The sequence below is a fragment of the Sphingomonas sp. NPDC079357 genome, assembly GCF_044901155.1.
Taxonomy (GTDB): domain Bacteria; phylum Pseudomonadota; class Alphaproteobacteria; order Sphingomonadales; family Sphingomonadaceae; genus Sphingomonas.
The window spans coordinates 664,421-690,648 of record NZ_JBJDOM010000001.1 but is presented as its reverse complement, the minus strand read 5'-3'; the positions used below and the strand labels follow the sequence as shown (position 1 = coordinate 690,648).

Annotated in this window: 16 protein-coding genes; 3 read left to right on the top strand and 13 right to left on the bottom strand. The window is 68.3% G+C overall.

Annotation, left to right across the window (positions count from 1 at the left end):
* Positions 1-113 precede the first annotated feature (113 nt).
* The 6 genes from ACI2JO_RS03185 to ACI2JO_RS03160 form a co-directional block, all read right to left on the bottom strand.
* The gene (locus ACI2JO_RS03185; RefSeq protein WP_404719295.1) at positions 114-2,015 is read right to left on the bottom strand and encodes an alpha-L-fucosidase; all 1,902 of its coding nucleotides are present in this window, start codon (positions 2,013-2,015) and stop codon (positions 114-116) included.
* A gap of 151 nt (positions 2,016-2,166) precedes the next feature.
* Positions 2,167-4,476, bottom strand: a complete 2,310-nt coding sequence (locus ACI2JO_RS03180) for a GH92 family glycosyl hydrolase (RefSeq protein ID WP_404719294.1) — start codon at positions 4,474-4,476, stop codon at positions 2,167-2,169.
* Positions 4,477-5,901: a glycoside hydrolase family 125 protein gene (locus tag ACI2JO_RS03175; protein WP_404719293.1), complete on the bottom strand. Its 1,425-nt coding sequence runs from the start codon at positions 5,899-5,901 to the stop codon at positions 4,477-4,479.
* 181 nt (positions 5,902-6,082) lie between these two features.
* Positions 6,083-8,605 carry a glycoside hydrolase family 3 C-terminal domain-containing protein gene (locus tag ACI2JO_RS03170; RefSeq protein WP_404719292.1) on the bottom strand — a complete coding sequence of 841 codons (2,523 nt, stop codon included), beginning with the start codon at positions 8,603-8,605 and terminating at the stop codon, positions 6,083-6,085.
* Entirely contained in the window at positions 8,602-11,223 is a 2,622-nt protein-coding gene (locus ACI2JO_RS03165) for a glycosyl hydrolase 2 galactose-binding domain-containing protein (RefSeq protein WP_404720313.1), read from the bottom strand. Before ACI2JO_RS03165 ends, ACI2JO_RS03170 begins: the two co-directional genes overlap by 4 nt.
* 174 nt (positions 11,224-11,397) lie before the next feature.
* Positions 11,398-14,229: a TonB-dependent receptor gene (locus ACI2JO_RS03160; protein WP_404719291.1), complete on the bottom strand. Its 2,832-nt coding sequence runs from the start codon at positions 14,227-14,229 to the stop codon at positions 11,398-11,400.
* Positions 14,230-14,563: 334 nt separating this feature from the next.
* Here ACI2JO_RS03160 and ACI2JO_RS03155 point away from each other — a divergent pair, with 334 nt between their 5' ends.
* A complete protein-coding gene (locus ACI2JO_RS03155; protein WP_404719290.1) occupies positions 14,564-15,301 on the top strand; it encodes a GntR family transcriptional regulator in 738 nt (245 codons plus the stop codon).
* 97 nt (positions 15,302-15,398) lie between these two features.
* Here ACI2JO_RS03155 and nagE read toward each other — a convergent pair whose 3' ends face one another.
* The 7 genes from nagE to ACI2JO_RS03120 form a co-directional block, all read right to left on the bottom strand.
* Entirely contained in the window at positions 15,399-17,099 is a 1,701-nt protein-coding gene (nagE, locus tag ACI2JO_RS03150; protein WP_404719289.1) for an N-acetylglucosamine-specific PTS transporter subunit IIBC, read from the bottom strand.
* Positions 17,096-19,573, bottom strand: a complete 2,478-nt coding sequence (gene ptsP, locus ACI2JO_RS03145; protein ID WP_404719288.1) for a phosphoenolpyruvate--protein phosphotransferase — start codon at positions 19,571-19,573, stop codon at positions 17,096-17,098. Before ptsP ends, nagE begins: the two co-directional genes overlap by 4 nt.
* A 24-nt stretch (positions 19,574-19,597) precedes the next feature.
* Positions 19,598-20,740 (bottom strand): N-acetylglucosamine-6-phosphate deacetylase, encoded by a 1,143-nt coding sequence (gene nagA, locus ACI2JO_RS03140; RefSeq protein ID WP_404719287.1) that lies wholly within the window; start codon positions 20,738-20,740, stop codon positions 19,598-19,600.
* Positions 20,737-21,771, bottom strand: a complete 1,035-nt coding sequence (locus ACI2JO_RS03135; protein ID WP_404719286.1) for an SIS domain-containing protein — start codon at positions 21,769-21,771, stop codon at positions 20,737-20,739. The genes nagA and ACI2JO_RS03135 overlap by 4 nt, the downstream gene beginning before the upstream one ends.
* 84 nt (positions 21,772-21,855) lie before the next feature.
* Entirely contained in the window at positions 21,856-22,608 is a 753-nt protein-coding gene (locus tag ACI2JO_RS03130; protein WP_404719285.1) for a copper homeostasis protein CutC, read from the bottom strand.
* Complete coding sequence (locus ACI2JO_RS03125) at positions 22,605-23,609, bottom strand: N(4)-(beta-N-acetylglucosaminyl)-L-asparaginase (RefSeq protein WP_404719284.1); 1,005 nt, start codon at positions 23,607-23,609, stop codon at positions 22,605-22,607. Before ACI2JO_RS03125 ends, ACI2JO_RS03130 begins: the two co-directional genes overlap by 4 nt.
* A 436-nt stretch (positions 23,610-24,045) precedes the next feature.
* Positions 24,046-24,318 carry a hypothetical protein gene (locus ACI2JO_RS03120; protein ID WP_404719283.1) on the bottom strand — a complete coding sequence of 91 codons (273 nt, stop codon included), beginning with the start codon at positions 24,316-24,318 and terminating at the stop codon, positions 24,046-24,048.
* 211 nt (positions 24,319-24,529) lie between these two features.
* On the opposite strand from ACI2JO_RS03120, the gene ACI2JO_RS03115 reads away from it, so the two are divergent.
* On the top strand, positions 24,530-24,781 hold the full coding sequence (locus tag ACI2JO_RS03115) for a hypothetical protein (RefSeq protein ID WP_335310815.1): 252 nt from the start codon (positions 24,530-24,532) through the stop codon (positions 24,779-24,781).
* A gap of 77 nt (positions 24,782-24,858) precedes the next feature.
* Positions 24,859-26,202, top strand: a complete 1,344-nt coding sequence (locus tag ACI2JO_RS03110; protein WP_404719282.1) for a L,D-transpeptidase family protein — start codon at positions 24,859-24,861, stop codon at positions 26,200-26,202.
* The last annotated feature ends 26 nt before the right edge of the window (positions 26,203-26,228 follow it).

Genomic DNA, 26,228 nt, shown 5'->3' with positions numbered 1-26,228 from the left:
CAGATCCGGACCAGCGGTCAGCGTTGGCTTCTTAAGGTCGCCCCCCCTCCCGTTCAGGGGGAGGGGCTTAGCCGGGCCGGGGCGACGCCGTCACGCGCAAGGTCAGTTGTGCGTCACCCCGTAAATGCCCCGATTTCCGCCACCGTCAAATTGCCCGCCGGGATCGCGGTGGCATCGAAGCGCAAGCGGAGGTAGCGCGCCTGACGCGCCCCGAACGGCACGCGCTGGGTGGCGAGCGCATAGGCGATGTTGCCGAACTCGCCGGTCGCGGCGGCGGACCAGACCTTTCCATCGGCGCTCGTCTCCGCGAGATAGCCGCGCGGCGGTGCGGTATCCTTGGCGACCGTGCGCGACGGCGTCAGGCTGAAGCCGGCGAGCGGCAGCACGCGGCCGAGGTCGATCGTCACGCTGGCGGGATGGGCTTCGGTGGGGGCCGGCACCGTCCAGCGCGTCTGCGCGTCGCCATCGATCAACGCCTCCGCCCCCGATCCGCTGGCGGTGACGATCGACCAACCGCGCTGCGGGATGATCGTCGGGTCGGACACCCTGGGGGGTGCGACCGGGACCGGCTGGACCTGCCGGAACAGCGAAATCTCGCTGATCGCGGGGCAGGCGGGCGCTTCGAGGATGCGCAGCCGCAGCCGGCGCGCCGACGCGGGTTGTGACAGCCGCACGATCCGCTGCGCGCTGATGCACTCATGCTCGGCGACGGTGCGCCATTGCCCGCCTTCCTCAAGGTCGATCGCGAACTTCGTCACGCGCACCCCGAGCGGGAGATATTCGCGCAAGCGGATCACGTCGAACGTCTGGCCCGGCGGCAGGTCGAGCGTCAGCGTCGGCGTCGTGTCGCCATCCGGGGTCGACCAGTACGTGTCGCGCCGCCCGTCGAGCACCCGCGATGCGACGAACGCGCGCCCGCGCTCGGCGCTGGCATGCGCGACCGAGCCCTGCGCGAGATCGCGGGCGTAGGTCTGCGCCTGTGCGTCGCCGAAGCTCTTCAGCACCGCCGCGTCGTGATCGGCGACGCGGCCACGGCGGTCGGGCGGGATGTTGAGGTGCATGTTGGTGCCGCGTCCGACCGATTCGTCGAAATAGCGCAACAGGCGCGCGGGGCTCTTCACCTTCGCGTCCTCGTCGGCGTGGTAGAACCAGCCGGGACGGATCGAGGTGTTGGTTTCCGCCGGCCACCATAAGGGCGCGCCGCGTACGCCGGAATTGCCTTCCGACTGAACGTAAGGATGCGCGGGCATCGTCGGCCAGCACGGGTCGCCCGCGACGCCATCCTCGTTGCCGACCCAGCGGATGTCCGCGCCATATGGGTCGAAGGTGCAGGCCATCGGCTGATGCTGGTGCACCAGCGCGATGATCGATGGCCAGTTATAATATTTGGGTGCGTCGATCTTCCGTGTCTCGCGCGCGCCGCCGTAATAGCCGTCGCCGCCGTTCGCGCCGTCGAACCAGAATTCGAACAGCTCGCCGTAGCGCGTGCAGAGTTCGACCACCTGCTTGCGATAGTAATCGATGTACGCCGGGCGGCCATATTCGGCATGATTGCGGTCCCACGGCGACAGATACAGGCCGAAGGCGAGCCCGGCGCGGCGCGTCGCCTTCTCCATCTCGCCGACGATGTCACCCTTGCCCTGCTTGTACGGGCTGTTGCGGATGCAATGTTCGGTCAGCAGCGTCGGCCACAGGCAGAAGCCGTCGTGGTGCTTGGCGGTGAGGATGATCCCGCGCATCCCGCCCGCTTTGGCGGCGGCGACGATCTGGTCGGCGTCGAAGTCGGTCGGGTTGAAGAGCTTCGGGCTCTCGTCACCATAGCCCCATTCGCGATCGGTGAAGGTGTTGATCGAGAAATGGATGAAGGCATATTGCTCGCGCATGTGCCACGCGGCCTGACGCTTCGACGGCGTCGCGCCCCATGGCTTCGGCGCGGCGGTGCCTTGCGCGAGCGCGGGGAGCGCAGTGGTGGCGGCGCCGGCGGCGAGCAGTGCGCGACGGGTGAGATCGGTCATCGGGGGCTCCTGAGACGGGCGCAAAAGTCAATCGTCACCCCGGCGGAGGCCGGGGTCCAGTGGCGGGTGGCTCGCGAGATGCGGTTACGTCCCCCAACTGGACCCCGGCTCTCGCCGGTGTGACGAAAGTGGGGTTGGTGGTGGGAGTGCATCACGCCGGGGTCCGCCCGAATGATGGCGGGCGATCCGCGAGCGCCTTGCCGAACGCCGGGTTGGGCGTTGCGCTCATCGTGAAGCGCAGCGTCCCGCCCTTGACCAGATCGGCGTGCGCGATCCAGCTTTTGGTCCACGGCCGCCCGTTCCACGTCACCGCGGTCACATAAGGCGTCGCGGCGGCATTGCCGGGTGCCTCGACCACCAGCCGCTTGCCGCCGGGCAGCGCCAGCGTGGCACGCTCGAACAGCGGCGAGCCGAACACATAGACCGCCTCGACCGGATCGACCGGGTAGAAGCCGAGCGCCGACATGACGAACCACGCGCTCATCTGCCCGCAATCGTCGTTGCCGATCACGCCGTTCGGGTCGTTCTTGTACATCTCGGTGAGCAGGCGGCGCACCATGCGCTGCGTCTTCCACGGCGCACCGACGAAGGCGTAGAGATAGGCGACATGCTGGTCGGGCTCGTTGCCATGCGCATATTGGCCGACCAGCCCGCTGATGTCGGGCGGCGCGTTCTTGGGCAGCGTCGACGGCGCGGTGAACAGCGCGTCGAGCTTCGCCTCGAACGTCGCATCACCGCCCATGTGCGCAATCAGGCCGTACACGTCGTGCTGGTTGAGGAACGTCGCCTGCCAGCCGTTCGCCTCGGTATAGTCGCGCCACCACGGCTTGGGCATGTGCCCGAGCTGGATCGGGTCATACTCCTTCCACCACGAGCCATCGGCGAAGCGTGGGCGTGCGAAGCCGATCGAGGGGTCGATGACGTTGCGCCAGTTGCCCGAGCGCTTGCGCAGGCGAGCCGCTTCGGCCTCCGCTCCGGCAAGGCGCGCGATCTTCGACGACGCCCAATCGTCATAGGCATATTCCTGCGTGCGGCTGACGCTTTCGAACCATTTGTCAGCCGGGACATAGCCCTTGGCGTCATACAGGTCGCGGCCCTTGCTGTTGTCGAGGTCGGGCGCGCTGAAATCGAACGAACGCTTCGCGATCGCCGGCCACGCCGCGGCGTAATCGGCGGGAATGCCCTTGGCGTGCGCCTCGGCAAGCACCGACACGCCGTGCCATCCGATCATCGTGCCGGTCTCGACTCCCTGCAACGGCCAGACCAGCGGACCATAAGGGCTTTGCTGCGTCTGGCGGATCAGGTCGTCGACCAGCGACTTGACGCGGTCCGGCGCGACGATCGTCAGCAACGGGTGGAGTGCGCGGTACGTGTCCCAAAGCGAATAGGTCGAATAGGCGTGCTGCCCGGCCGGGACGGTATGCACCTGCCGGTCCAGCCCGACGTAGCGGCCATCGACGTCCGAGAAGAGCGTCGGCGCGACCATCGTGTGATACAGCGCGCTCGCCATGATCGTGCGCTGGTCGGTCGTGCCACCCTCGACGGTGATCGCACCCAGCGCCTCGGCCCAGCGGCGGGCGGCGGCGCGACGGGTGGTGTCGAAATCGCCGCGCGCGGCCTCGGCGTCAAGGTTCGCGCGCGCACCCGCGACGTCGACCGCCGAGATGCCGCAGCGGATCACGACCGGTGTCGCGCCGGCATCGTCGTAGAACAGCACCGCCTTGACGCGCTTGCCCGCGACGCCGGTCGCACCCTTCGGCTGTTCGGCGTCGTCGTCGCCGTAAAAGGCGATGCGGTCGGGCTGACGCGAGAGCCGCATCGCGAAGTGGATGCGGCGGCCCTTCGCCCAGCGGTGGACGCGGCGGCTGCCGGTCAACGTGCCGTCCTCGTCGAGCTTCAGGCTCGCCTCGTCGATCAGCGGCGGCGCATCGCTCTTGTCGAGGATCAGGTGCGACAGGTCGATCAGGATATGCCCCGCGCCTGTGGGGAAGGTGTAGCGGTGCCAGCCGGTCCGCTCGGTAACGGTCAGCTCGGCGCGCACGCCGCTTTCCAGTGTGACGCGGTAATAGCCGGGCTCGGCATGTTCGTCGGCAAAGCGCTGCCGATAGCCGGCATCGGGATTGTCGAGCGGCCCCGGGAGCAACTGCACGGGCCCGCGCGTCGGCACGACCAGCACGTCGAGCATGTCGCCGATCCCGGTGCCCGACAGATGCGTGTGGCTGAAGCCCATGATCGACCCGTCGCCATGGTGATAGCCCGAGCAGGTGTCCCAGCGCTCGACATCGGTATCTGGTGACAGCTGTACCATCCCGAACGGCAAGGTCGCGCCGGGATAGGTGTGGCCGTCGCCGCCGGTGCCGACGAACAGGTTCGGTTCGGTGCGGCGCGGTGCGGCGGCGGCGGGCAGCGGAGCGACTGCGACGGTGGCGGTGGTTGCGAGCAAGGCGCGGCGCGTCAGCATCTACAGGGCTTCCTTGAGGATCGCGGGGCTCGTGCGCGCGAGCCGCACGATCAGCTCGCCGAACAGGCCGTTTGCCCAGGCGAACCAGTGGCGCGTCCATTTGGCGGGATCGTTCATGTCGAAGGTTTCGTGCATGAAGCCGGTGCCCGCATCGGTGTCACGCAAGGTCTTGAGGCAGGTGCGGATCGTGGCCGCATTGGTGGTGGAGAGCGCGCGAACGATCAAGGACATCGGCCAGATTTGTCCCAGCCCGACGTGCGGGCCGCCGATCCCTTCGCCCGCCGTGCCGCGGAAGAAATAGGGATTGGCCTCGCTCCACGCCGCCGCCTCGGTCCGGCGCCACAAGGCGTCGTCGGGGGCGACGCAGCCGAGGTAGTTGAGCCCCGACAAGGACGGGACGTTGGCGTCGTCCATGAACAGCGCGTTGCCGAAGCCGTCGACCTCGAACGCCCAGACCTCGCGCCCGTCGCGCAGCCGCATCGTCCCCCATTGCCGCAGTGCGGCCTCGACCTCGGCGGCGAGCGCGGTAGCGTCGGTAGCGAGTGCATCGTCGCGCGCGGCCTCGCCGGCGACACGCGCCAGCTCGCGGAGCGCGGTGACGGCAAACAGGTTCGACGGGATCAGGAACGGATATTGGCAGGCGTCGTCGGACGGGCGGAAGCCGGAGGCGATCAGCCCGACAGGACGCATCGGATTGCCCCAGCCCTCCAGCGGCATCGTCTCGGTGTTGCGGTTGGAGGAGCGCAGGAAGCTGTACGGCCCGCGCCCGTCCTTGCGCTGCTGCTCGCGGAAGGTGCGGACGCTCGCGCGCGCTGCCGCGGCCCAGGTCCTGTCGAACGGACGCGGGTCGCGCGTCGCCTGCCAGTAACCGTGCGCGAGCCGCATGGGATAGCAGAGCGAGTCGATCTCCCATTTCCGCTCGGCGACGCCGGGCTTCATCTCGGTCTGGTCCTGCAGCGACCACGACAGGTCGGTCTTGGCCGCGGGGTCTTGCATGAAGGCGTTGGCGTAAGGGTCGATCAGGATCGAACGCGCCTGCCGTGCGATAAGGCCACGGAACAGCTCGCAGAGCTTCGGGTCGTCCTTGACCAGATGCAGGTACGGCGTGACCTGCGCCGAACTGTCGCGCAGCCACAAAGCGTTGATGTCGCCGGTAATGACGAAGGCGTCGGGCTGGCCATCGACGGTGCCCATCTTCACGGTGGTGTCGAGCGTGTTCGGATAGCAATTGCCGAACATCCAGCGCAGCTTCGGGTCGGCGATCTGCTTCGACACGCGCGCGAGTTCACGCTCGATCGCGGGCGAGGTGAAGCGGCGGTCGGCGAGGGCGGGGCGCTTGCTGGCGAAGTCGGGCGCGGCGGCGAGCGCGGGCGTTGCGGCGAGCGCGGCGCTGCCCGCGAGAAAGTGGCGGCGGGTGGGGATCATGCGGGGGTTTCCGAATGGTTGGACATGCCGTCGTCACTGCCCACGCCCGTCACCCCGGCGAAGGCCGGGGTCCAGCTACGGGGCGCCGATGACGACGCGCGGCGCTTCATTAAGACGGCCTTCCCAACTGGACCCCGGCCTTCGCCGGGGTGACGGGGAAGCGGCGAGGTGAAGGGGACGATCACTTCGGCAAGTCCATATCTGCCCCCGTCACCGCGAAGTCGGTCCACCCCCCCGGCGCGCTCCCCGGCTGGCCACCGCCCACCCACAAGCGGTATGCGCCCGGCACGATATGCCGCCGCCCGTCGCGCTCGACGACGCTCATCATGCGCGGGTCGATCGTGAAGCGCGCGGTCGCGCTCTTGCCCGCGCGCAGCGGGACGCGCTGAAAGCCGACCAGCTGGCGTTGCAGGACCGGCGCGGTGAAACCGCCACCGCCTATCTTCGGCGGGACCAGATAGGCCTGCACCACTTCCTCGCCGTCGCGCCGTCCGCTGTTGGTGACTCGCGTGGTGACGGTCAGCGGCTGCCCGCTCGCGACGCTCGCCGCACCCGCCAGGCGGTCGTAAGCATAGTTCGTGTACGACAGGCCGTGCCCGAACCCCCACAAGGGCGTGCCGGTGAAATAGCGATAGGTGCGCTCCTTCATCCCGTAGTCGACGAAGGCGGGCAGGTCGGTGGTCGCCTTGTAGAAGGTGACGGGCAGTCGGCCCGACGGATTAATCGCCCCGGTCAGCACGTCGGCGAGCGCGGTGCCGCCGGCCTCGCCGGGATACCAGAGCGCGAGAACCGCATCGGCGATGTTCGGGTCGACCGCGACCGCGCTGCCGCTCGCCAGCACCAGCACGATCGGCTTGCCGGTCGCCTTCAGCGCGGTCAGCAGGCGTTGCTGCGCGAACGGCAAGGCGATGTCGCTGCGGTCGCCGCCGATGAAGCCGGGCACCTGCACCTGCAACGCCTCGCCTTCCAGATCGGGGGACAGGCCGCCGACCATCACCACGACGTCGGACGCTTGCGCCGCCTTGACCGCCTCGGCGATCATCGGTTCCTCGGGCGGAAGCCACAGCAGGCGGAACGTCTCGTCCGGGCTGTTGTGGTTGAGCGTCAGGTCGAACGGCTGCGGCTGGCCATCGCTGTCCCACGCGATCTCCACGCGGCCCTTGGGAATAGCGCCGTCGTGGAGCACGCGCCCGCCGACCGACAGCGTCGCGGTGTCGTGGGTCTTGCAGTCCTTCCAGCACTGCGCCTGATCGAGCATCAGCCGGTACGCGCCCGGCCCTGGCGGGGTGAGCGTGCCGGTCCAGCGCGCGACATAGCCCTGCACCGGCAGGCCGGGGGCGGGGGGCACGCGCGTCAGATCGAGGTCGATGTGGCGCTCGGCGCGCTTCAGTACCTCGCGGCCCGCGACGCTGTAGCTGGCGGTCAGGTCCTTGAGCGCTGTTTCCGGGAGCACGATCGGCGCGCCGTCGGCGAGCACCGAGCCCTGCGCGTACGCGACATTCGCGAATCGCTGTCGCAAGCCCGCCAGCGGCGTGACCGGCTGGACCGCGGTGCCGTGGTAATTGCCCTGCAACACCCCGAGATCGTCGGCGTTTGCGCCGATCACCGCCAGCTTGGTGGTCGGGGCGAGCGGCAGTCGCTGGCCGTTGTTTTGGAGCAGCACGATCGCTTTGCGCGCGGCCTCCAGTGCCAGTGCGCGCGCGGCGGGGGTGTTGATCGCGTCGGGCTTGATGCTCGCCCATGGGCTGGTCGCGCCGAACGCAATGCCGAGCCGGCGACGCGCATCGAGCGAGCGGTGAAGCGCGGTGTCGATCTCCGCACCGCTGACCAGTCCGCGCTGCACCGCCTCGGGCAACGCGGAATAGGTATTGCCGCAATTCAGGTCGTTGCCGCCCTTCACCGCCGCTGCCGCCGCCGCCGCCGCATCGAGCCGGTAATGGTGGAACATATGGATGTTCGCGACCGCATCACAGTCCGAGACGGTGAAGCCCGTGAAGCCCCAGTCGCGCCGCACGCGATCGTTGAGCAGCGTACCGGATGCGCACGCTGGGGTGCCGTGGATCGAATTGTACGCGCACATCAGCGACTGCGCCTTGCCCTCGGTCACCGCCATTCGGAACGCCGGGAGATAGGTCGCTTCGAGATCCTGCGGGCTGGGATCGACGTCGAAGCCGTCGCGTCCGGCCTCGGGTCCGCTGTGCACCGCGAGATGCTTGGGCGTGGCGATCACCTTGGGGTGGAGCGGGTCCGGACCCTGCAGCCCGGTGACGAACGCCACCCCCAACTTGCCGGTGAGATACGGGTCCTCGCCATAGGTTTCCTGCCCGCGTCCCCAGCGCGGATCGCGGAAGATGTTGATGTTGGGTGACCAGATCGTCAGCCCCTCATAGATGCGTCGATCGGCGCCCACGGCTTGCGCGTTGAACTTGGCGCGCGCCTCGGTGGCGACGACATCGCCGATCCGGTGGACCAGCGCGGTGTCCCACGTCGCCGCCATCCCGATCGCCTGCGGGAAGACGGTCGCATGGCCATTGCGCGCGAGCCCGTGCAGCCCCTCGTTCCACCAGTCATAGGCGGGTAGCCCGGCCTTCGGATCGGCGGGCGCGGTGCTTTGCAGCTGCGCGGCCTTCTCTTCGATCGTCATCGTCGCGATCGTCGTCGCAACCGGGTCGGCGGCGGTGCTTGCCAACAGCAGCCAGATCATTTGCGTCCTCCGAGCGAGCGCAGCGTCATGGCGCGCTCCAATTGTGCCGGCGTCGCGCTCGACGCCACGTTGATCGCGCGGCTCTCGCCGGGCAACAGGTCGAAGCCGTCGTCCGACGGCTGCGCGGGCGTCGCGCCGAAATCGAGCATCACCGCGCGGGCGAGCCGGGTGGCGGTGATTGTCACCGTCCGCCCGTCCCAGCGTGCCGTCAGTCCCGGCTCGGGCCAGTGGATGTCCTTAGGCGACACCCGCTCGACAAGGCGGCGATGCAGCAGCCGGTCGCCGGCATAGAGTTCGGCGACGCCATAGCTGTCGGCGGCGGCGGTCGTGCCGAACAGCGCCGCGTCCGGCACCGCCGCGATGTCGGCGGCCGCCAGCGGCGCGAGCGTCACGTCGCCGCCGCGTTCGCCCAGCATTTGCCCGTCCATCGCATAGCCGCGCACCCGCCAGCGCGCTGCGATCGGTGTCGTCGCGTCGGAGACGAGCGCGACGCGCGTCTCGGCGTCCTTATGCTCGGTGACGATCACCTGATCCGCAAAGAAGCGGCGGGCGGCGTAGTGGAGCAGCTTCCAGCGCCCGTCATAGTCGATGCTCGACCATGAGATCGCCGGCCAGGTGTCGTTCAACTGCCAGTAGAGCGACCCCATCGTTACCGGACGGCAGGCGCGATGGTGGAGCGCCGCCAGTTCGATCGCCTGCGCCTGATTGACCTGGCTGAGGTAGACGTAATCCGCCAGATCCTTCGGCTCGCCCAGCCGCTCACGGATGTAGAAGAGCAGCCGGTCATTGCCCTCGCCGGCGAGGAACTTCTGGTGCGCCTTCATGACCGCATCGGTGGGCGAAACGTTCAGCGTGCCAGCGAAGCCCTTGATCGTCGCGAGATCGGGCATCGCCTGAAAGCCATATTCCGACATGAAGCGCGGACAGCTGTTCAGGTAATTGGCCACCGGCTTCGACCCCGACCAGACATCCCAGAAATGACGGTCGCCCGCGGCGTCGGTATCCACAGGGCCTTCGTAATCAGTCGAGGGTGAACCGGGCCAGTACGGCACCGCCGGATCGAAATCGCGCACCGCCTGTCGCAGCACGCGGTCGAACAGCACCGCCATGCCGGTGCCGATCCGCTCCTGCTCATCCGCGCCGACCGCTTTCTTGAACGCCTTGCGATCCGACCAGTTTTCCCAACCAGACAGCACTTCGTTGCCGCCCGCCCACAGCACGATCGACGGATGGCCGGAGACGCGCGCGACCTGCTGCTCGGCCTCGATGCGGACGTTCTCGCGAAACGCGGCGTCGGGCGGCGTCACCGCGCCGCCGAACATGAAGTCGGACCAGATCATCAGCCCCAGTTCGTCGGCGGCGTCGAAGAACGCATCGGGCAGGTAATAGCCACCGCCCCAAACGCGGATCATGTTCATATTGGCCGATTTTGCGTCGGCGAGCAGCCCGCGCATCTTTTCGGCGGTCACGCGCGCCGGAAAATTGTCGAACGGGATCAGGTTCGCGCCCTTGGCGAAGATCGGCGTGCCGTTGACCTTGAAGCCGAACGCGCCCCGATCTTGACCATCGCCGCCGCGGATCAGCTCGACGGTGCGCAGCCCGATGCGGCGCTCGGCGCGGTCGCTTTCCACGCCACCTTGGACCAGCGCGCCCGCCACCCGGTAGAGCGGCTGCGCGCCAAAGCCGACCGGCTGCCAGCGCTGCGGCTGCGCGATCGTCAGCGGGATGGTGACGCGATTGTCGCCCGCCGCCAGCGTCACCTGCTGTTCGGCGGCGACGATCTTGCCGTCCGGACCGGTGACCGTTGCGCGGACGAGGGCCGGGCCGGCGCGATCGGCGAAGATGTCGAAGTTTGCGCCCAAGCGGGCTTCGGCATCGTTCAGCGCGACCTGCTGGACCAGCATCCGCTCCAGCCGCACGTCGTCCCACGCCTCCAGACGCATCGCCTGTGTGGGCCCGATGTTGACGATCCGGGGTCCCCAGTCCCAGCTCCAGTCATACTTGGGTTTGCGGATGTAGGGCGATGTTTGCCTGCCCTTCGGCTCGTCGCCGAACGCGGAATCGTATTCGCCGGGCAGCGGGTGCGCCTCGGCCAGCACCTTGGAATGCATCGTCCTGATCGGCGAGGCGAAGGTGAGGGTGATCGTGTTGTCGCCGGGCTTGAGCCAGCGCTTGGCGTCGATGCGCCATTGCCGGTGCGCGTTGTCGGTGCGGAGCACCGGCTGGCCGTTGACCGCGACGGTCGCGAAGGTGTCGAGCGCGTCGAAGACGAGATCGAGATGGTCACGCGCGATCTGTTCGGGCGTGAGCCGGAGCGTGCGCCGATATTGCCAGCCGGTCAGCCCGGCCCATTGGATCGCCGCCTCGTTGGTGCCCTTGAACGGATCGGGGACCTGGCCGGTCGCGATCAGCGCCTGTTGCACGCTACCAGGCACGGTCGCTGCGAACCACTTGGCCGCACTCGCGTGCGCCTTCGCCGCGTCGGTGTCGCCGGGATCGATCCGGACCTGCCAGTCCTTATCGAGCGGCGTCACCGTCTTCGGCGCAGCGGCCGCAGCGGCCGAGGCGAGCAGCAGCGGTATGGCCAGCCACCGCCGCAGCGGGGCTCGCGCGGTCATCGATAAGGCCGCAGTCGCGGTGGCGAGGCGATGTCGCATCGCTGCTCCCTGGTCTTGTTTTGGTATGTGCCGACCATGCCGCCCGCCGCAGCGCGCGTCCATGGCGCGGCCCAAAAAAATTGGGCCCCCGCGATCACGGAGGCCCAAGGCAGGAAACGACTTAAAGCATTGAGGTTACAAGCGGAACGTCACGCTGCCGACAAAGGTCCGACCATTTTTGTAAAAGGCCGACGGACGATCCGGCGTGCCGCTATACTGAAGGTAGGTTTCGTCCAGCAGGTTCTGCGCATTGACGGTCAACGAGATGTTGCTGGTCAGCGCCAGCGATGCCGAGGCGTCGAGCTGGTTGTACGGCGCCACCATCTCGAACGAATTCAGGCGGCCGATCGAGCGGAAATACGACGAACGATAGTTGTAGCTGACGCGCGCCTGGAACGGTCCCTTCTCGAAATACGGGATCACGTTGACGGTGTGCTTCGACAAATACGGCAGGTTCAGCGAACCCTCGATGCCCGGGATCACCGACGTCGAGCTATCTTGATAGGCATAGTTCGCCTGGATGCCGAACCCGCCCCAGATCTCAGCCTGCCCATTGACCAGCACGCCGTTGACCTTCGCCTTGCCGGCGTTGATCGGGCTGTTCACACGGTAGGTGTCGATAACCCGCCCTTCGAGCGAGTTGTAGAAGCTCTGCCCGGTCTGCGTCGTGGTGATGATGTAATTGTCGATCTCACGACGATAAAGTTCGAGCGACAGCAGCGCACCCGGACGCGGATAATATTCGGCGGTGATCTCGTAATTGGTCGACTGATACGGCTTCAGGTTCGGGTTGCCGCCGCCAGCGTCGAAAGTGACATCGTTCTGCGAGATCGACGCTGCCAGATCCTGATAGCGCGGACGTGAGATCACCTTCGCCGCCGCGCCGCGCACGATCAACTGCGGGCTGATCTCGTAAGCGACGTTCAGCGCGGGCAGGAACTTCAGATAGTCGGTCGAGGTGCTGGTCGGCACCGGGGTAGGATTGTCATTCCCCGGCGTCGGCAGCGACAGCGCATAATAGGAGGCGTCATGCGTGTAGACCAGACGACCGCCCAGGTTGCCGCGCAACCCGCCCTGGTCGAAGTTGACCTGGACATAGCTTGCCGCGGTCCGCTCCTCGACGCGGGTCGAGGCGCCGACCTTGTAGAACAGCGGGGTGTTGATGCTGTTGGCGAGGATCTGGATCACCGCCTCGCGCGGCAGGTTGAGATACTTGGTCGCGGTGCCCGAGCCACCCGAGCCGTCGAAGATGCCGTCCGGCGTGGTCAGCGTTGTGACGCCGAGCTGCGAGCCGTCCTTCGACGTGGTCAGATAGCTGTTGATGCCGCGCGCATCGATCTTGTTGACGTGGTCGGTAATGCGCGCGCCGATCAGCACCTGCTTGAAGAAGCCGTCACCCAGCGGGACGGTCGCGTCAAAGCCGCCGAACGCGTCGCGGTCGGTGGTGACGCTATAATCCTGCCCGCCGATCTGTGCGGCGTTGAGCTGCGTGCCGTTGACGAGGAACGGACGGCCCTCGATCGTGACCAGGTTGTTGCTCGGGTTGGTGAAGTAATTCGCCGGGTTGGTCAGGTCGCCGGTGAAGTTCACCTCGGCCGTCGTCGGCGAGATCGCGTAGCTGAACGGCAGCTTGGTCTGCACGTTGAACAGATATTCGGGGTTGCGCCCGCCGGTCGCCTTGCTCCAGCCGGCAACGAACGACACCTTGGCGCCGTCGTCGCCCTCCCAGTCGGCGAAGAAGTTGAGGTTGTCGGTCTTCAGCTTGGTCGAGCGGACCAGCGTGTCGAGCTGCGCGTTGCGCTGGCTGGTCGCCGCGCCGAACGAGGCGTTGGTGATGACGCCGTTCGAAATCGTCGCGGATTGCAGGTCCGCGCCGCTCCATGCGCCTGGGATGGTGTACATCGACTGGCTGTAGTTATTGTAATTGCCGTCGATGTGCAGGCCATTCAGCGTCAGCGTCAGGTTGCTGGCGGGGCGATACTGCACCGTGCCCGAGACGCTGGTGCGCTCGCGCTGCTGTTGGAAGTAAGCGTAGTTGATGCCGAACGGCAGCGTCGCCGCGGCGAGATCGTTGCGCGTGCCCCCCGTGATGGTCGCGTTCGGGTTCTTCAGCACCGCCTGGCCGCTGGCGTCGCGGACGAGGTTGATGTTGCCGTTGGCGTCGCGGGTCGGGTTGCCCTTGGCGTCGTTGATCGTCTGGAACAGCCGGCCGTCGGCCTGTTCGTAGCCGAAAAATTCGACACCGGCGCGGACAAGCTGCTGCTTGTCATAGGTGCCGGCGACGAGGAAGCCGAACGTTTCGTCCTGGTTCTTCCAGCTGTACAGGCCCGAGCCGCGGACGCTGCCCTTCTCCGACCGGTCGTTGTAGGTGTAGCCGCCCGACGCGAACAGCGAATTGGCATCGAGTTCCAGCGGGCGGCGCGTGCGGACGATCACCGTGCCGCCGAGGCTGCCGTCCTCGAGCCGCGCTTCGGGCGACTTGTAGACTTCGAGGCGGTCGACCAGCTCGGGAGCGAGCAGCGAATAGTTGAAGGTGCGGCTCGACGGATCGTTGTCGTTGCCGCCCCAATCGGCGGAGGCAAGCGCGTGGCCGTCGAGCAGCATCCGGTTGAGCGCCGGATCGGTGCCGAGGATCGCGACTTTCTCGCCCTCGCCGAAGCGACGGTCGATCGACACGCCGGGGATGTGCGCGAGCGACTCGGCGACGTTGCGGTCCGGGAACTTGCCGATGTCTTCCGCCGAGATCGCATCGACCACGGCATTGGCGTTGCGCTTGACCTCGATCGCCTGACGGAGGCTGCCGGCGTAGCCCGTGACGACGATATCCTCGCCGACGGTGCCGTCCGCCGGGGTGGCGTCAGGGGCCGTGCCCGACGGCGGGGTGGCGGGCGCCTGCTGCGCCTGCGCGCTGGCGGCGATGAAGCCGATCATAGCGGTGGAAACCAGCATCATCTGACGCAAGCGCATAACTAACCCCCTCATAGGCCCGTCCGCACGGGCGGGATGGAAACCAGACCATTTACCCGACACATAGGCGTGTCGCGCCACTTCGGTTCGTGAATGGTCTTATAACCAATTTGGCAGCCTTCGTCACAGATTGTTAACAAGAAGTTTCACGTGCAAAAGCGAATTTCATGTTTTTGAGCGTACGTGTGACTTTGAGGTGACAGATGCTTGCGGCGCGCGCGCGGTCGGCTGGTATCATGCGGGTCGGACCACGGGGTTGCACGACGGTCGCGTTGGGCTACGGTTACGTCAGCGTGAAGGGTCCGCGTACCGGCGGCGACAGGGAGAAACGCGGATGGCCTTTTCAGACGAGGTGGGACGGTTTCGGGAGGGCAATGCCGCACCGCTCTACCTCCAGCTGCAACAGGTGATCCGCGAGGCGATCGACGGCGGCATTCTCAACCAGGGTGACGCAATTCCTGCCGAGCGTGATCTGGCTGTCGAGTATAACGTTTCGCGGATCACGGTGCGCAAGGCGATCGGCGGGCTAGTCGAGGACGGGTTGCTGACCAGACGCCGCGGCGCGGGGACGTTCGTGGCGGGTCGCGTCGAGAAGAGCTTCTCCAAACTCTCGTCCTTCTCGGAGGATATGGCGGCGCGCGGCAAGACCGCGTCGAGCAGCTGGATCAGCCGCGTCGCCAGCACCGTGAACCCGGAGGAGAGCATGGCGCTCGGCCTGTCGCCGGGCGCGCCGGTGTTCCGCTTCCAGCGGATCCGCCATGCCGACGATGAACCGATGGCGCTCGAAGTGTCGACGATCGCCGGTTATTGCCTGCCATCGGTCGAGGCGGTCGAGGACTCGCTGTATAGCGCGCTCGACAAGGCCGGCAGCCGCCCGGTGCGCGCGCTCCAGCGACTGCGCGCGGTGCCGTTCGGACCGGAACACGCCAAGATGCTGGGCGTCGATGCCGGCCATGCCGGGCTGTTGATCGAACGGCGCGGCTTCCGCCGCGACGGGCGCGCGGTGGAGTTCACGCGCTCCTATTACCGCGGCGATGCGTACGACTTCGTGGCAGAGTTGTCCGATCTCTGATCGTCATTCCCGCGCAGGCGGGAGTCCAGAACCTGTGACGCTTTCGGCTCTTACGAGAACCTGCGCGTCTGCATTCCCGCCTGCGCGGGGATGACGATCATGCAGTGAGAGCCGCGGCGTCCGCTACCAGCAGGTGCAGCGTGCCATCTGTCGGGCGCGCCACCGCGCGGACACCCAAGGTACGCAGCGCCGCTTCGTCGACCTTCGCCTCCGTTAGTGTCACGCGGATGCGTCCCGGATGGACGCTCGCGGACCGCACGTTCGCCGCGCCGCCGAGCGCCGCCAGCGTCGCCGCGGACAGCACCACCGGCGTGTCGGCGGTGTCCTCGACGACGTTGACCGCCGCGACCGTTACGCCGCCCGCCGCCAGCGCGTCGCGGATCTCGACCGCGACCACATCGGCGATCGGGCCGAGCACGACCTGCAACGCGGTCGGCGAGGGACGGATCAGCCCGCGTGCGCCGAGCGCCTTCAGCGCGGCATCGTCGACCGCCTGCTGGTCGCGGACATTCAGCCGCAGCCGCGTGGTGCACGCGCCGACCTCGGTGAGGTTCGCCACCCCGCCGAGCGCGCGGGCGAACGCCGCGCCGCGCTCGCCAGCGGCGACCGTCACCGCCGCTTCGCCTTCGGCCGGCTCACGGCCCGGCGTCTTGAGGTCGAAGCGCGCGATGAAGAAGCGGAACAGCCCGTAATAGAGTGCGGAATAGACCGCGCCGACCGGGAGCAGCAACAGCGGCCGCGTCGCAAGCCGGAAGTTCAGCACATAATCGAGCAGTCCGGCCGAAAAGCCGAAGCCGAGCTTGACCCCCAGCGCGTCCATCAGCGCCATCGACACGCCAGTCAGCACGGCATGGACCGCGTAGAGCAGCGGCGCGAGGAACATGAAGCTGAACTCAATCGGCTCGGTCACGCCGGTCAGCATCGAGGTGAGCGCGAGGCTGAACAGCATGCCGCCGATCGCCTTGCGCCGCTCCGGCAGCGCGGCGTGATACATCGCGAGGCAGGCGGCAGGCAGGCCGAACATCATGACCGGGAAGAAGCCGGCCATGAACGCGCCCGCGCTAGGGTCGCCCGCGAAGAAGCGCCGCAGATCGCCGGTGCTGCCGTGATAGTCGCCCATCACGAACCACACGATATTGTTGAGCAGATGGTGCAGCCCGGTGACGAGCAGCAGCCGGTTGAGCAGCCCGAACAGGAACAGCCCCGCGCCGCCGGACGCGGCGATGCCGTAGCTGAGGTGGTCGATCCCGCCCGCGATCGCCGCGAAGCCGCTGCCGATGACGACGGCGAGGATCAGTCCGGCCAGGCCGCTGACGATCGGTACGAAGCGCCGCCCGCCGAAGAACGCGAGATACTCGGGTAGTTTGATCGTCGAGAAGCGGTTGTAGAACAGCCCGCCGACTAGCCCGGAAATGATGCCTGCGGGCACGTCGAGCCTGGTGATCGCCTTTGCCTTCCACGCCGCGATGGCCAGATCGGCGGAAGGTCCGGTCAGCCCGGCGGTGACGTCCGGCGGCACCGACAGCAGGACCTTGGCCGCCTCGGTCGCGACGAGGAAGCAGACCACCCCCGCCAGACACGCCGCGCCATTGCCGTCGCGCGCGAAGCCGGTCGCGACGCCGATCGCGAACAACAGCCCGAGGTGCGAGAAGATCGCGTCGCCCGCCGCGCTGACGAAGGCGATGTCGAGCAGGTCGGGCTGGCCGAGCCGCAGCAGCAGCCCGGCGATCGGCAATACCGCGATCGGCAGCATCAAGGCGCGGCCGAGCGGCTGTAGCGTGCCGAGGATCGACTTCATCGCGCAAACTCCCGAGCGAGGCGGCGGACGGCGGCGGCGTCCGGGCAGGCGAGCGCGGCGCGCGCATGGTCGCGCGCCGCCGACAGGTCGAGATCGCGCACCAGCGCTTTGATTTCCGGCACCGCGGCGGGCGCGACCGACAATTCGGTGACGCCGAGCCCGAGCAGGATCGGCACTGCGAGCGGATCGGAGGCGAGGCTGCCGCACACGCCGGTCCAGCGATGGCGCAGCGCGCCGCCGCGTACCGTCTCGCCGATCAGCCGCAGCACGGCAGGGTGCAGCCCGTCGAGCGCGCCCGCGACCGCCGCATTCCCGCGGTCCATCGCCAATGTGTATTGCGTCAGGTCGTTGGTGCCGATCGACAGGAAGTCGGCCTCGGCGGCGAGCAGGTCGGCACCGATCGCAGCGGCGGGCGTCTCGACCATCACGCCGAGTTCGACGTCGCGCGCGCCGCCGGTCAGCTGGTCGAGGACGGCGCGGACCTTGAGCAATTCGTCGACGCCCGCGATCATCGGGACCATAATCCGGCAGCGCCCCAGCGGGCGCACCGCGAGGATCGCCTTGAGTTGATCTTCAAGGATCTGCGGATGCGCCAGCACGACGCGGACGCCGCGCAGCCCGAGCGCGGGGTTCTCCTCGCCGTCGATCGGCAGATACGGCGCGGGCTTGTCACCGCCGATGTCGAGCAGCCGGACGATGAGCGGTCGCCCGTCGAGCGCGTCGACCACCGCCTGATAATCGGCGGTCTGTTCGGCGACGTCGGGGGCGGTGTCGCGGTCGAGGAACAGCAACTCGGTACGGAGCAGCCCGCAGCCCTCCGCGCCGTTCCGCACCGCATAGTCGGCGTCGGCGGGGGAACCGCAATTGGCGAACAGCTCGATCCGCGTGCCGTCGGCGGTGCGGCATTCCTCATTGGCGCGCGCGAGCGCATCGGCGCGGCGTGTCACGGCGGCGGTGACGCGCGCTTCGGCCGCGGCGAGCGCCTCGGATGTGGGGGCGGGGTGGAGCCAGCCCGCCCCGGCGTCAAGGATCACGCGCGCCCCGATCGCCACGTCGCGCAGCGCGTCACCGACCGCGACCAGCGTCGGCACGCCCCGCGCGGCGGCTAGGATCGAAACGTGCGAGGTTGGTCCGCCCCGCACGATCGCCAGCCCGGCGAGCCGGTCGAGGTCGAGCGCCATGAATTGCGACGGCAACAGGTCTTCGGCGACGAGGATCGCGCCATCGGGCAGCGTCACGCCGGCTTCCTCCACCCCCATCAGCCGCGCGATCAACTGTCGTTCGAGGTCGCGCATGTCGTCGGCACGCTCGGCGAGCCGCGGGTCGCCGCCGGTGCGCAGCGCATCGGCCTGCGGACGGATCGCCGCACGCCACGCAAAGGCGGCGCTATGCCCGTCGGCGATCGCGGCGCGTGCGGTGTTGATGAGCGTGTCGTCGGAGAGCATCGCGACGTGCGCGTCGAGGATCGCGCGCATCGGGCCGCTTGCCGTCGCGGCCTTTCCGGCGAGGTCGGCAGACAGCGCGGCGCAGGCCTGCGTGAAGGCGGCTTCCTCGGCTGCGATGCCGCATCCGTCGCGCGGCACGTCGAGATCCTGTACGTCCCAGCGCGCGACCGTGCCGATCGCCAGCCCCGGCGCGGCGGTGACGCCCGCGAGCGCGCCCTCGGGCACGTCGCTCGGCGCGGGCGGGGCGGGGCGGGGCGGCGTGGGCGCCGCGTCTTCCTTGATGCCGTGGAGGATCAGCTCGGCGACCGCCTCGACCGCCGCGGCGGCCTGGGCGCCGGTCGCGGCGATCGTGACGCGATCATTGTGCGCGACGATCAGCGACAACAGGCCGATCGGGCTGGTCGCGCCGGCCGGTTCGCCGTCCTTCGCGAGCGTCACCACCGCGTCAAAGCCGCGCGCCACTTCGGCGATGCGCGCGGCGGGACGGGCGTGGATACCGTGCGGCAGTGGCACGACGATCGTGCGTGTCGCGGCTGGGCCGCCACCCGTTACATGCTCCGCCCGCGTGTCGCGCGTCGTCAGCGTCATCACGGGATCACCGAGCGCGACGATCGCGCCAGTCGAACGCTGCGCGATCGTGAAGCGGTCGCCGTTGGTGACGACGATCGGCGTCACCGCTGCGCGTGCCTCTCGGACGATCCGGTCGAGGTCGAAGCGGATCAGCGGCTGGCCGCGCGTCACCGCGTCACCGGCCCCAACCAACGTCTCGAAGCCTTCGCCCTTCAGCCCGACGGTATCGAGTCCGATGTGAATCAGCAGCTCCGCGCCCTCGGCGGTGCGCAGCGTGATCGCATGGCCGGTCGGCTGCACCGTGATCACCTGCGCATCGCACGGCGCGACCAATGTATCGCCGATCGGGTCGATCGCGATGCCATCGCCCAGCATCCGCTCCGCGAACACCGCGTCGGGCACGTCGTCGAGCGAGCAGGCCCAGCCTTCGAGCGGTGCGTAGAGCGAGAGGGAAGCCATGGCGTCTCCGGGAACGATCGGGGGTCAGGCGACCGGCTGCGCGCCGATCCAGGTGCTGGCGGGGTACAGGTCGCGGGTGAGGATCGCCCAGTCGGCGCGCTGCCCGACCGCCAGCGTGCCGCGCTCGTCGGACAGGCCGAGGAACGCCGCCGGGCTGGTCGCCGCCAGCCCCGCCGCCGCCTCGGGAGTCAGTCCGAGCCGCGTCACCGCGCCGCGTACCGCGCCCGCCATGTCGAGGTCCGATCCGGCGAGCGTGCCATCGGCACCGACGCAGCGCCCGTCCTCGACATGGATGGGCTTGCCTTGCAGCACGAAGTCCTTGGTTTCCGCACCGACGCACGGCATCGCGTCCGACACCAGCATGAAGCGGTCGGCCGGGCGGGCGCGGAGCGCGATCCGCAGCGCGGCGTCGTCGACGTGGAAGCCGTCGACGATGATCCCGCACCATGCGTTGTCATCGGCGAGCGCCGCGCCGACGACGCCGGGCGCGCGGTGCACCAGCGGTGACATGGCGTTGAACAGATGCGTCACCCCGCTCGCGCCCGCTGCGAAGGCCGCGGTGGCGGTGGCGTAGTCGGCGTCGGTATGGCCGAGGCAGACGCGCACGCCCGCAGCGACCAGCGCGGCGATCTGCTCGGTCGAGACACGCTCGGGCGCGAGCGTCACCATCACGCGCCCGCGGCGCGGCGCAGTGAGCAGCGCGAGCAATTCGTCGTCAAGCGGGCGGAAGCGCGCCGGATCGTGGATGCCCTTGCGTGCGACGCTGATCACCGGGCCTTCGACGTGGATGCCGATCACCCCCGGCACACCCGCGTCGATCGCGGCATCGACCGCGTCGAGCCCGCGTTCGATCACGTCGGGCGTGTCGCTGATGAGCGTCGGCATCGTCGCGGTCGTGCCGTAGCGGGCGTGCGCGCGCGCGATGGTTGCCAGCCCCTCGACCGTCGGCGTGTCGTTGAACAACACCCCGCCACCGCCATTGACCTGCACGTCGATGAAGCCAGGCATCACCCAGCCGCCGTCGAGATCGGTCGCGTCGATGTCGACCCCGGCATCGACCTGCGCCTCAATCGCGGTGATGATCTGGTTCTCGACCGTGATCGTCGCGGCGGACAGCGTGCCGTCGGGGGTGACGATATGACCGTTGGAAAAACTGTGCCGCGTCATAGCGTGCGGGTGACCTTGCTCAGATGGCGGGGTGCATCGGGATCGAGCCCGCGCGCCACCGACAGATTGTTCGCCATGCGATAGAAGCTCTGGATCGTCAGGATCGGTTCGATCGCGGGATGATCGGCGAGCGCGGGCGGGTGGCTGGCGCCATCGGCACGCGCATCGGCGAGCGCGACCCGCGCCCCGCGCGCCGCGAACTCCGCCGCCGCCTCGCGTACGCCGTCACCGGCGACGTCGGAGGTGGCGAAGGCGAGCAGCGGGAAGCCTTCGTTGACGATCGCCATCGGCCCGTGCCGCACCTCGGCGGCGCTGAATGCCTCGGCATGGAGCGCGCAGGTTTCCTTGAGCTTCAGCGCCGCCTCCTGCGCGACACCGAACCCGAGCCCGCGCCCGATCACGAACAGATTGTTGGCGTCCACCAGCAGATCGACCACTTCGCTCCAGTCGAGCGCCCAGGCGTCTGCGAGGCGGTCTGGAAGCGTGTCGACAGCGCTGCGCAAGCCTTCGTCGCCCGACCATTCGGCGACCAGCAGCGCCAGCGCAGCGAGCGCGGTAATGTACGACTTGGTCGCCGCAACCGACTTCTCCGGCCCGGCCATCAGCGGCACGACCGTGTCGGCGGCTTCGGCGAGCGGCGAGGTTGCGTCGTTGACGAGCGCGACGATCCGCGCGCCCGCCGCCTTCTGCGCGGCGACGGTGGCGAGCAGGTCGGGGCTGCGCCCGCTCTGCGAGATCGCGATGCACAGCGGCGCGGCAGGGGTCTTCACCGCCGACTCGTAGACCGATGCTACGGACGGGGCGGCGGATGCGACCGGAACGCCGACGAACGTCTCGATCAGATATTTGCCATAGGTCGCGGCGTGATCCGACGAGCCGCGCGCGCAAGTGACGACCACTGCGGGCGGCGTCGCGCGGAGGTCACGCGCCAGATCGCGCAACGTGTCGCGGTTGGTGTCGAGCGTTCGCGCAACCGCGGCGGCGGACTCGGCCGCCTCTGCGAACATCAACGTCTGATCGGCGTCGGGCATGTGGTGGCGCTTCCCTCGCGAACGGTGCGGACCAATTGTGCCGTACCCCTGTTTCGACAGGGTTAAGTCATACATTGGTATTGTTCAAGTCTCTCCGGCGCGCAACATCGCCGTCAATGCGGCGACGGCGGCGACATCGGTCTGCTTGGCGACCGGCGGGCTGAAACCGAAGCGTGCCAGGGCGGGGTCGTCCTCATCGATGGGAACCCGGCACGAGGCATGAACCTCCGTCACCCCCGTGCCCAGGATCGCGGGGAGCGTTGTCGCCGAGACGCCGCTTCCTGCGAGAATGACGATGCGGTTTGCGGCCCGCTCAACGAGCGTGGCCAGCATCGGCAGCGCATCGATCGCCCGAGGCTGCCCGCCCGAGGTGAGGATGCGATCGAAGCCGAGCGTAATCGCCGTCTCCAGCGCGGCGGGGAGGTCGGGCGCGAGATCGAAGGCGCGGTGCAGCGTCAACGACAATGCGTGTCCGCGCGCCAGGCCAAGATCGCGGGCAAGGGCGATCCATCCCGCCAAGGTTCCGGTATCGAGCCGATGGTCGGGCAAGCTCGCGCCGATCACGACTCCCGCCAGCCCGGCTTCGGCGGCGGTGCGGATATCGTCGGCGACCAGCGCGCGTTCGGCCGCGTCATGGACGAAGCCGCCGGCACGCGGACGCGCGAGCAGGTGGACGGACAGGGGTGCCTGCGCCGCCGCGCGCACCAGCGAGGCGGGCGGGGTCAGCCCGCCGACGTCGAGCGCCGCGCACAATTCGATCCGGTCAGCACCCCCGGCGACCGCCGCGGCGATGCCGCGCGCATCCTCGACGCAGACTTCGAGCAGGCGGCGGGTCATGCCGCGAACAGCGACGGCGCCTTGCGGACGACGGTGTGCCCGGCGGTGTCGGTAACGGCATAGGTGAAGCCCGGCAGCAGGCAGAACGCCCCGACGTTCCCGCGCGGATCGAGCGCGAGAAAGCCGACCTGCACGCCCTTGATCGCATCGCCACGCAAGCTGGCGATATGGCGGACCACCTCCTCGCACGCGCGCTGCGGCGACAGGCCGGCTCGCAGCGACGCGACGACGCGCGCGCTGCCCGAAACGCGCGTCACTTCCTCGCCGACGCCGGTCGAGGTCGCGCCGCCGACGTCACGCTCGACGTACAGCCCCGCGCCGACCTGCGGCGAGTCACCGACGCGCCCGCGCATTTTGAACGCCATCCCCGAGGTCGTGCACGCTCCCGCCATTCGCCCGCCGGCATCGCGCGCGAGCAGGCCGATCGTGTCGTGATCGAGCGCACCGCCCGGCGTCACGTGCCGCTGCGTGCCATAGGTGCCGGTCTCGCTATTGGCGACCGGCTGGTACTTCGCGGTCTTCAACCAGTCGCGCCACGCCTGTTCTGCCTCGGGGGTCAGCAGCTTTTGCTGCGGAAAGCCCTGATCGCGTGCGAAGCGCGTCGCGCCTTCGCCGACGAGCAACGTATGCGGCGTCTTCTCCATGACGCGCCGCGCGACCGAGATCGCGTGGGTGGTATTCTCCAGCGCGGCGACCGCGCCGACCCCGCCGGCATCGTCCATGATGACCGCATCGAGCGTGACGTGTCCATCGCGATCGGGATAGCCGCTATAGCCCACCGAGTGATTGTTCGGGTCCGCCTCCGGCACCTTGGCGCCGGCCTCGACCGCGTCGAGCAACGAGCCGCCCGCCTTCATCGTCGCAAAGGCTGCGTCATTTGCCGCCGCGCCGAAATCCCAGGTCGAGACGATCAGCGCCGGCCCCGCGCGGGTTGCCGCGGTCGCTGGCATTGAGGCGCCCAGCGCCGCCAGCCCGGTGATCACCGTTCGCCTGTCCGTCATCCGATCTGCCCCCATGGTATCGTCGCGTACCATGCACGTCCGCCCGCCGGTCGCAACGGCAAGCTGCATTTGGGCATGCAGAAGGTCCTAAACCGGTGTCGTTCCGCCATCCACGCTATTACCGCACCAAGGCAGCAAAAAGGCCGCGGACGTCGCCCGCGGCCTCCTGCTTCGTTCGCGTCGTCATCGGGCAGCGCCCGCGATGACCGGCGACGGCAGCTCCTACCGCTGGGGCGCGCGACGGGCGAGAACCACGACCATCGCGAGCGTGCACAAGGCACCGACCGCTCCGACACCGATCACCAAGATGCTTGGTACGTCCATTATCCTCTCCCTGCCGCATCGTGGCGGCTTTTCTTTCTGTATTCGGGAGAGTGACCGGAAGCCGGTGCGACCGCAACCGTTAAGTCAATATTGTTTTACAATTGCGGATCGGTCATTCGAGATCGCTCTCGCTCACGACGATCGGCTGCACATCGGCGTTGCGCGCCAGCGCGGACAAGGCCGCGTCGACGATCGGGTCGGAGAAGCGGTTGAACATGTCAATCGCATCGCCGTCCGGCGTGTCGCCGCTCAGTGCCTCCAGCACGTCATATTGCACGGCGAACTCATATTCGTCGCCATCGGCCTCGCCGCTGAACTCCACCTGACGCTCGTCGATGTTGTCGAGCAGCGTGCTCATGTCGATCTCAAGCCGGTCGATCGCCATTCATTCGTCCTTTCACTGTGGTTAGCAGCGAAAAACCGCAACCGCGTCGATGTTCCAAGTCTCTACGATGATCGTCTTAACCATACTGGCGCACGCAGCGCACGTCCGGTCGCAGCATGGATGGTCGGCAACGTGGGGATGGATCAGCGATAGCATCACAGGGGAGACGGCACAGCCGCCGCAGGTCGCTGATGTCAGAGGGAGAATTTTCATGCGTCATCGTTCGATCATGCTCGCGGCTTGCGGCATGTTGATGCTGGGGGCCTGCGCCAAGAAGGCGCCGCCGGCTCCGCCACCGCCACCGCCGCCGCCGGGTGCGGTCGCCGGCAGCCATGCCGCAGACCGCGACGGCGACGGGATCGTCGACGGCTATTACACGTCCGACGGCATCTACCATCCCTATGCGCCGCCGGCTCCGCCGCCGCCGCCGCCGGCCCCGACGCGCCGCGGGGAACGGGGCTGATCAGCTGGATTGCGGGAGGGCGGCGGTGCCGTTCTCCCCTGGCCGGTCTGGCGATCGCGCTGGCAGTCGCCGCGCCGATGACCTCGGCGTGGGCGGCTGCGCCGCGTTCGGCCAAGGCGAAGGCCAGCACTGCCAAGGTCACGAAGCCGAAGGTCAGCAAAGCCGGGGCGCAGACGCCGAAGGCCGGGTCGGCGAGATCCGCTGCCGATGTGGCACGAGACCGGGCGGTCGCCGCCGCCATCCGCTCCGCGGCCGGCGGATGGATGGCGCGGGTTTATGCGCAGCGTAATTATGCGCCGTTGTGGGCGGGTGGCGGACGGATCGGGCCGGCGGCGGATACGCTGATCCGCTATCTAGTCGACGCCGATCTCGATAATCTCGACCGTTCATCCTATGATGTCGACAAGCTGCGCGCCCGGATCGACGCGGCGCGCGCTGGCGACCCGGCGCATGTGGCGGCGGCGGAGCTCGCCTTGTCGGATATTTTCGTCCAGTTCGTCCGCGACCAGCGCAAGCCCCGCGACGTCGGCATGAAATGGGCGGACCCGGCGCTCAAGCCGAAGCGGCCCAAGCCGGAAGCGGTGCTGCGCGCGGCGACCTTTCCCAAGTCTTTCGCCTCCTATGTCAAGGATATGGGATGGATGAGCCCGCGCTACGTCGACCTTCGCGAGGTGTCGGCGCAGGCGCGTGCGAGCGGGATCACGCCCGCGGCGCTGACCCGCTTGCGGCGCAACCTCGACCGTGCCCGGATCCTGCCGGGCCCGTGGACACGACACGTCGAGGTGGATGCCTCCTCCGGGCGGCTGTGGTTCTACGAAGCGGGGACGACCAAGGGCACGATGCGCGTGGTGGTCGGCACGCGCGAGACGCAGACGCCGATGCTCGCGGGCACGCTGCAATGGGCGATCCTGAATCCCTATTGGAACGTCCCGGATTATCTGGTGCGCAAGAACATCGCCGTGAAGGTGCTCGCGGGGCGCACGCTTGCCTCGCTGCATATGGAAGCGCTGAGCGACTGGACCGCCACTGCGCGCCCGATCCCCGCCAGCGCGATCGACTGGCCAGCGGTGGCGGCCGGCAGGCGCGAGCTGCGGTTGCGCGAACTGCCCGGTCCAGCCAATTCGATGGGGAAGGTCAAGTTCCTATTCCCCAATGATGAGGGGATCTATCTTCACGACACGCCCAACCGCCCGTTGCTGCAAAAGGACGATCGCCATTTCAGCAATGGCTGCATCCGGCTGGAGGATGCGCCGCGACTGGCGCGCTGGCTGATGGGCAGGCCGTTCAATCCGGGGAAGAAGCCCGAGCAGGCAGTGCCGCTCACGGCACCGACCCCGGTTTACCTGACCTATCTGACCGCTACCGGCGGCGGCGCACGCGGGCTCACCTTTCGCGACGACGTGTATGGCCGCGACGGGTAGCAAGTGTCCATCCCCGCGACGTGGGG

What these genes read in the sequence shown, in the direction of transcription:
- ACI2JO_RS03160 (WP_404719291.1), bottom strand. Translation starts at nt 14,229, where the DNA reads ATGCGCTTGCGTCAGATGATGCTGGTTTCCACCGCTATGATCGGCTTC.
- ACI2JO_RS03130 (WP_404719285.1), bottom strand. Translation starts at nt 22,608, where the DNA reads ATGACCCGCCGCCTGCTCGAAGTCTGCGTCGAGGATGCGCGCGGCATC.
- ACI2JO_RS03110 (WP_404719282.1), top strand. Translation starts at nt 24,859, where the DNA reads ATGACCTCGGCGTGGGCGGCTGCGCCGCGTTCGGCCAAGGCGAAGGCC.
- nagE (WP_404719289.1), bottom strand. Translation starts at nt 17,099, where the DNA reads ATGAAGTCGATCCTCGGCACGCTACAGCCGCTCGGCCGCGCCTTGATG.
- ACI2JO_RS03120 (WP_404719283.1), bottom strand. Translation starts at nt 24,318, where the DNA reads ATGGCGATCGACCGGCTTGAGATCGACATGAGCACGCTGCTCGACAAC.
- ACI2JO_RS03115 (WP_335310815.1), top strand. Translation starts at nt 24,530, where the DNA reads ATGCGTCATCGTTCGATCATGCTCGCGGCTTGCGGCATGTTGATGCTG.
- ACI2JO_RS03135 (WP_404719286.1), bottom strand. Translation starts at nt 21,771, where the DNA reads ATGCCCGACGCCGATCAGACGTTGATGTTCGCAGAGGCGGCCGAGTCC.
- ACI2JO_RS03175 (WP_404719293.1), bottom strand. Translation starts at nt 5,901, where the DNA reads ATGATCCCCACCCGCCGCCACTTTCTCGCGGGCAGCGCCGCGCTCGCC.
- ACI2JO_RS03185 (WP_404719295.1), bottom strand. Translation starts at nt 2,015, where the DNA reads ATGACCGATCTCACCCGTCGCGCACTGCTCGCCGCCGGCGCCGCCACC.
- ptsP (WP_404719288.1), bottom strand. Translation starts at nt 19,573, where the DNA reads ATGGCTTCCCTCTCGCTCTACGCACCGCTCGAAGGCTGGGCCTGCTCG.
- nagA (WP_404719287.1), bottom strand. Translation starts at nt 20,740, where the DNA reads ATGACGCGGCACAGTTTTTCCAACGGTCATATCGTCACCCCCGACGGC.
- ACI2JO_RS03125 (WP_404719284.1), bottom strand. Translation starts at nt 23,609, where the DNA reads ATGACGGACAGGCGAACGGTGATCACCGGGCTGGCGGCGCTGGGCGCC.
- ACI2JO_RS03180 (WP_404719294.1), bottom strand. Translation starts at nt 4,476, where the DNA reads ATGCTGACGCGCCGCGCCTTGCTCGCAACCACCGCCACCGTCGCAGTC.
- ACI2JO_RS03155 (WP_404719290.1), top strand. Translation starts at nt 14,564, where the DNA reads ATGGCCTTTTCAGACGAGGTGGGACGGTTTCGGGAGGGCAATGCCGCA.
- ACI2JO_RS03165 (WP_404720313.1), bottom strand. Translation starts at nt 11,223, where the DNA reads ATGACCGCGCGAGCCCCGCTGCGGCGGTGGCTGGCCATACCGCTGCTG.
- ACI2JO_RS03170 (WP_404719292.1), bottom strand. Translation starts at nt 8,605, where the DNA reads ATGATCTGGCTGCTGTTGGCAAGCACCGCCGCCGACCCGGTTGCGACG.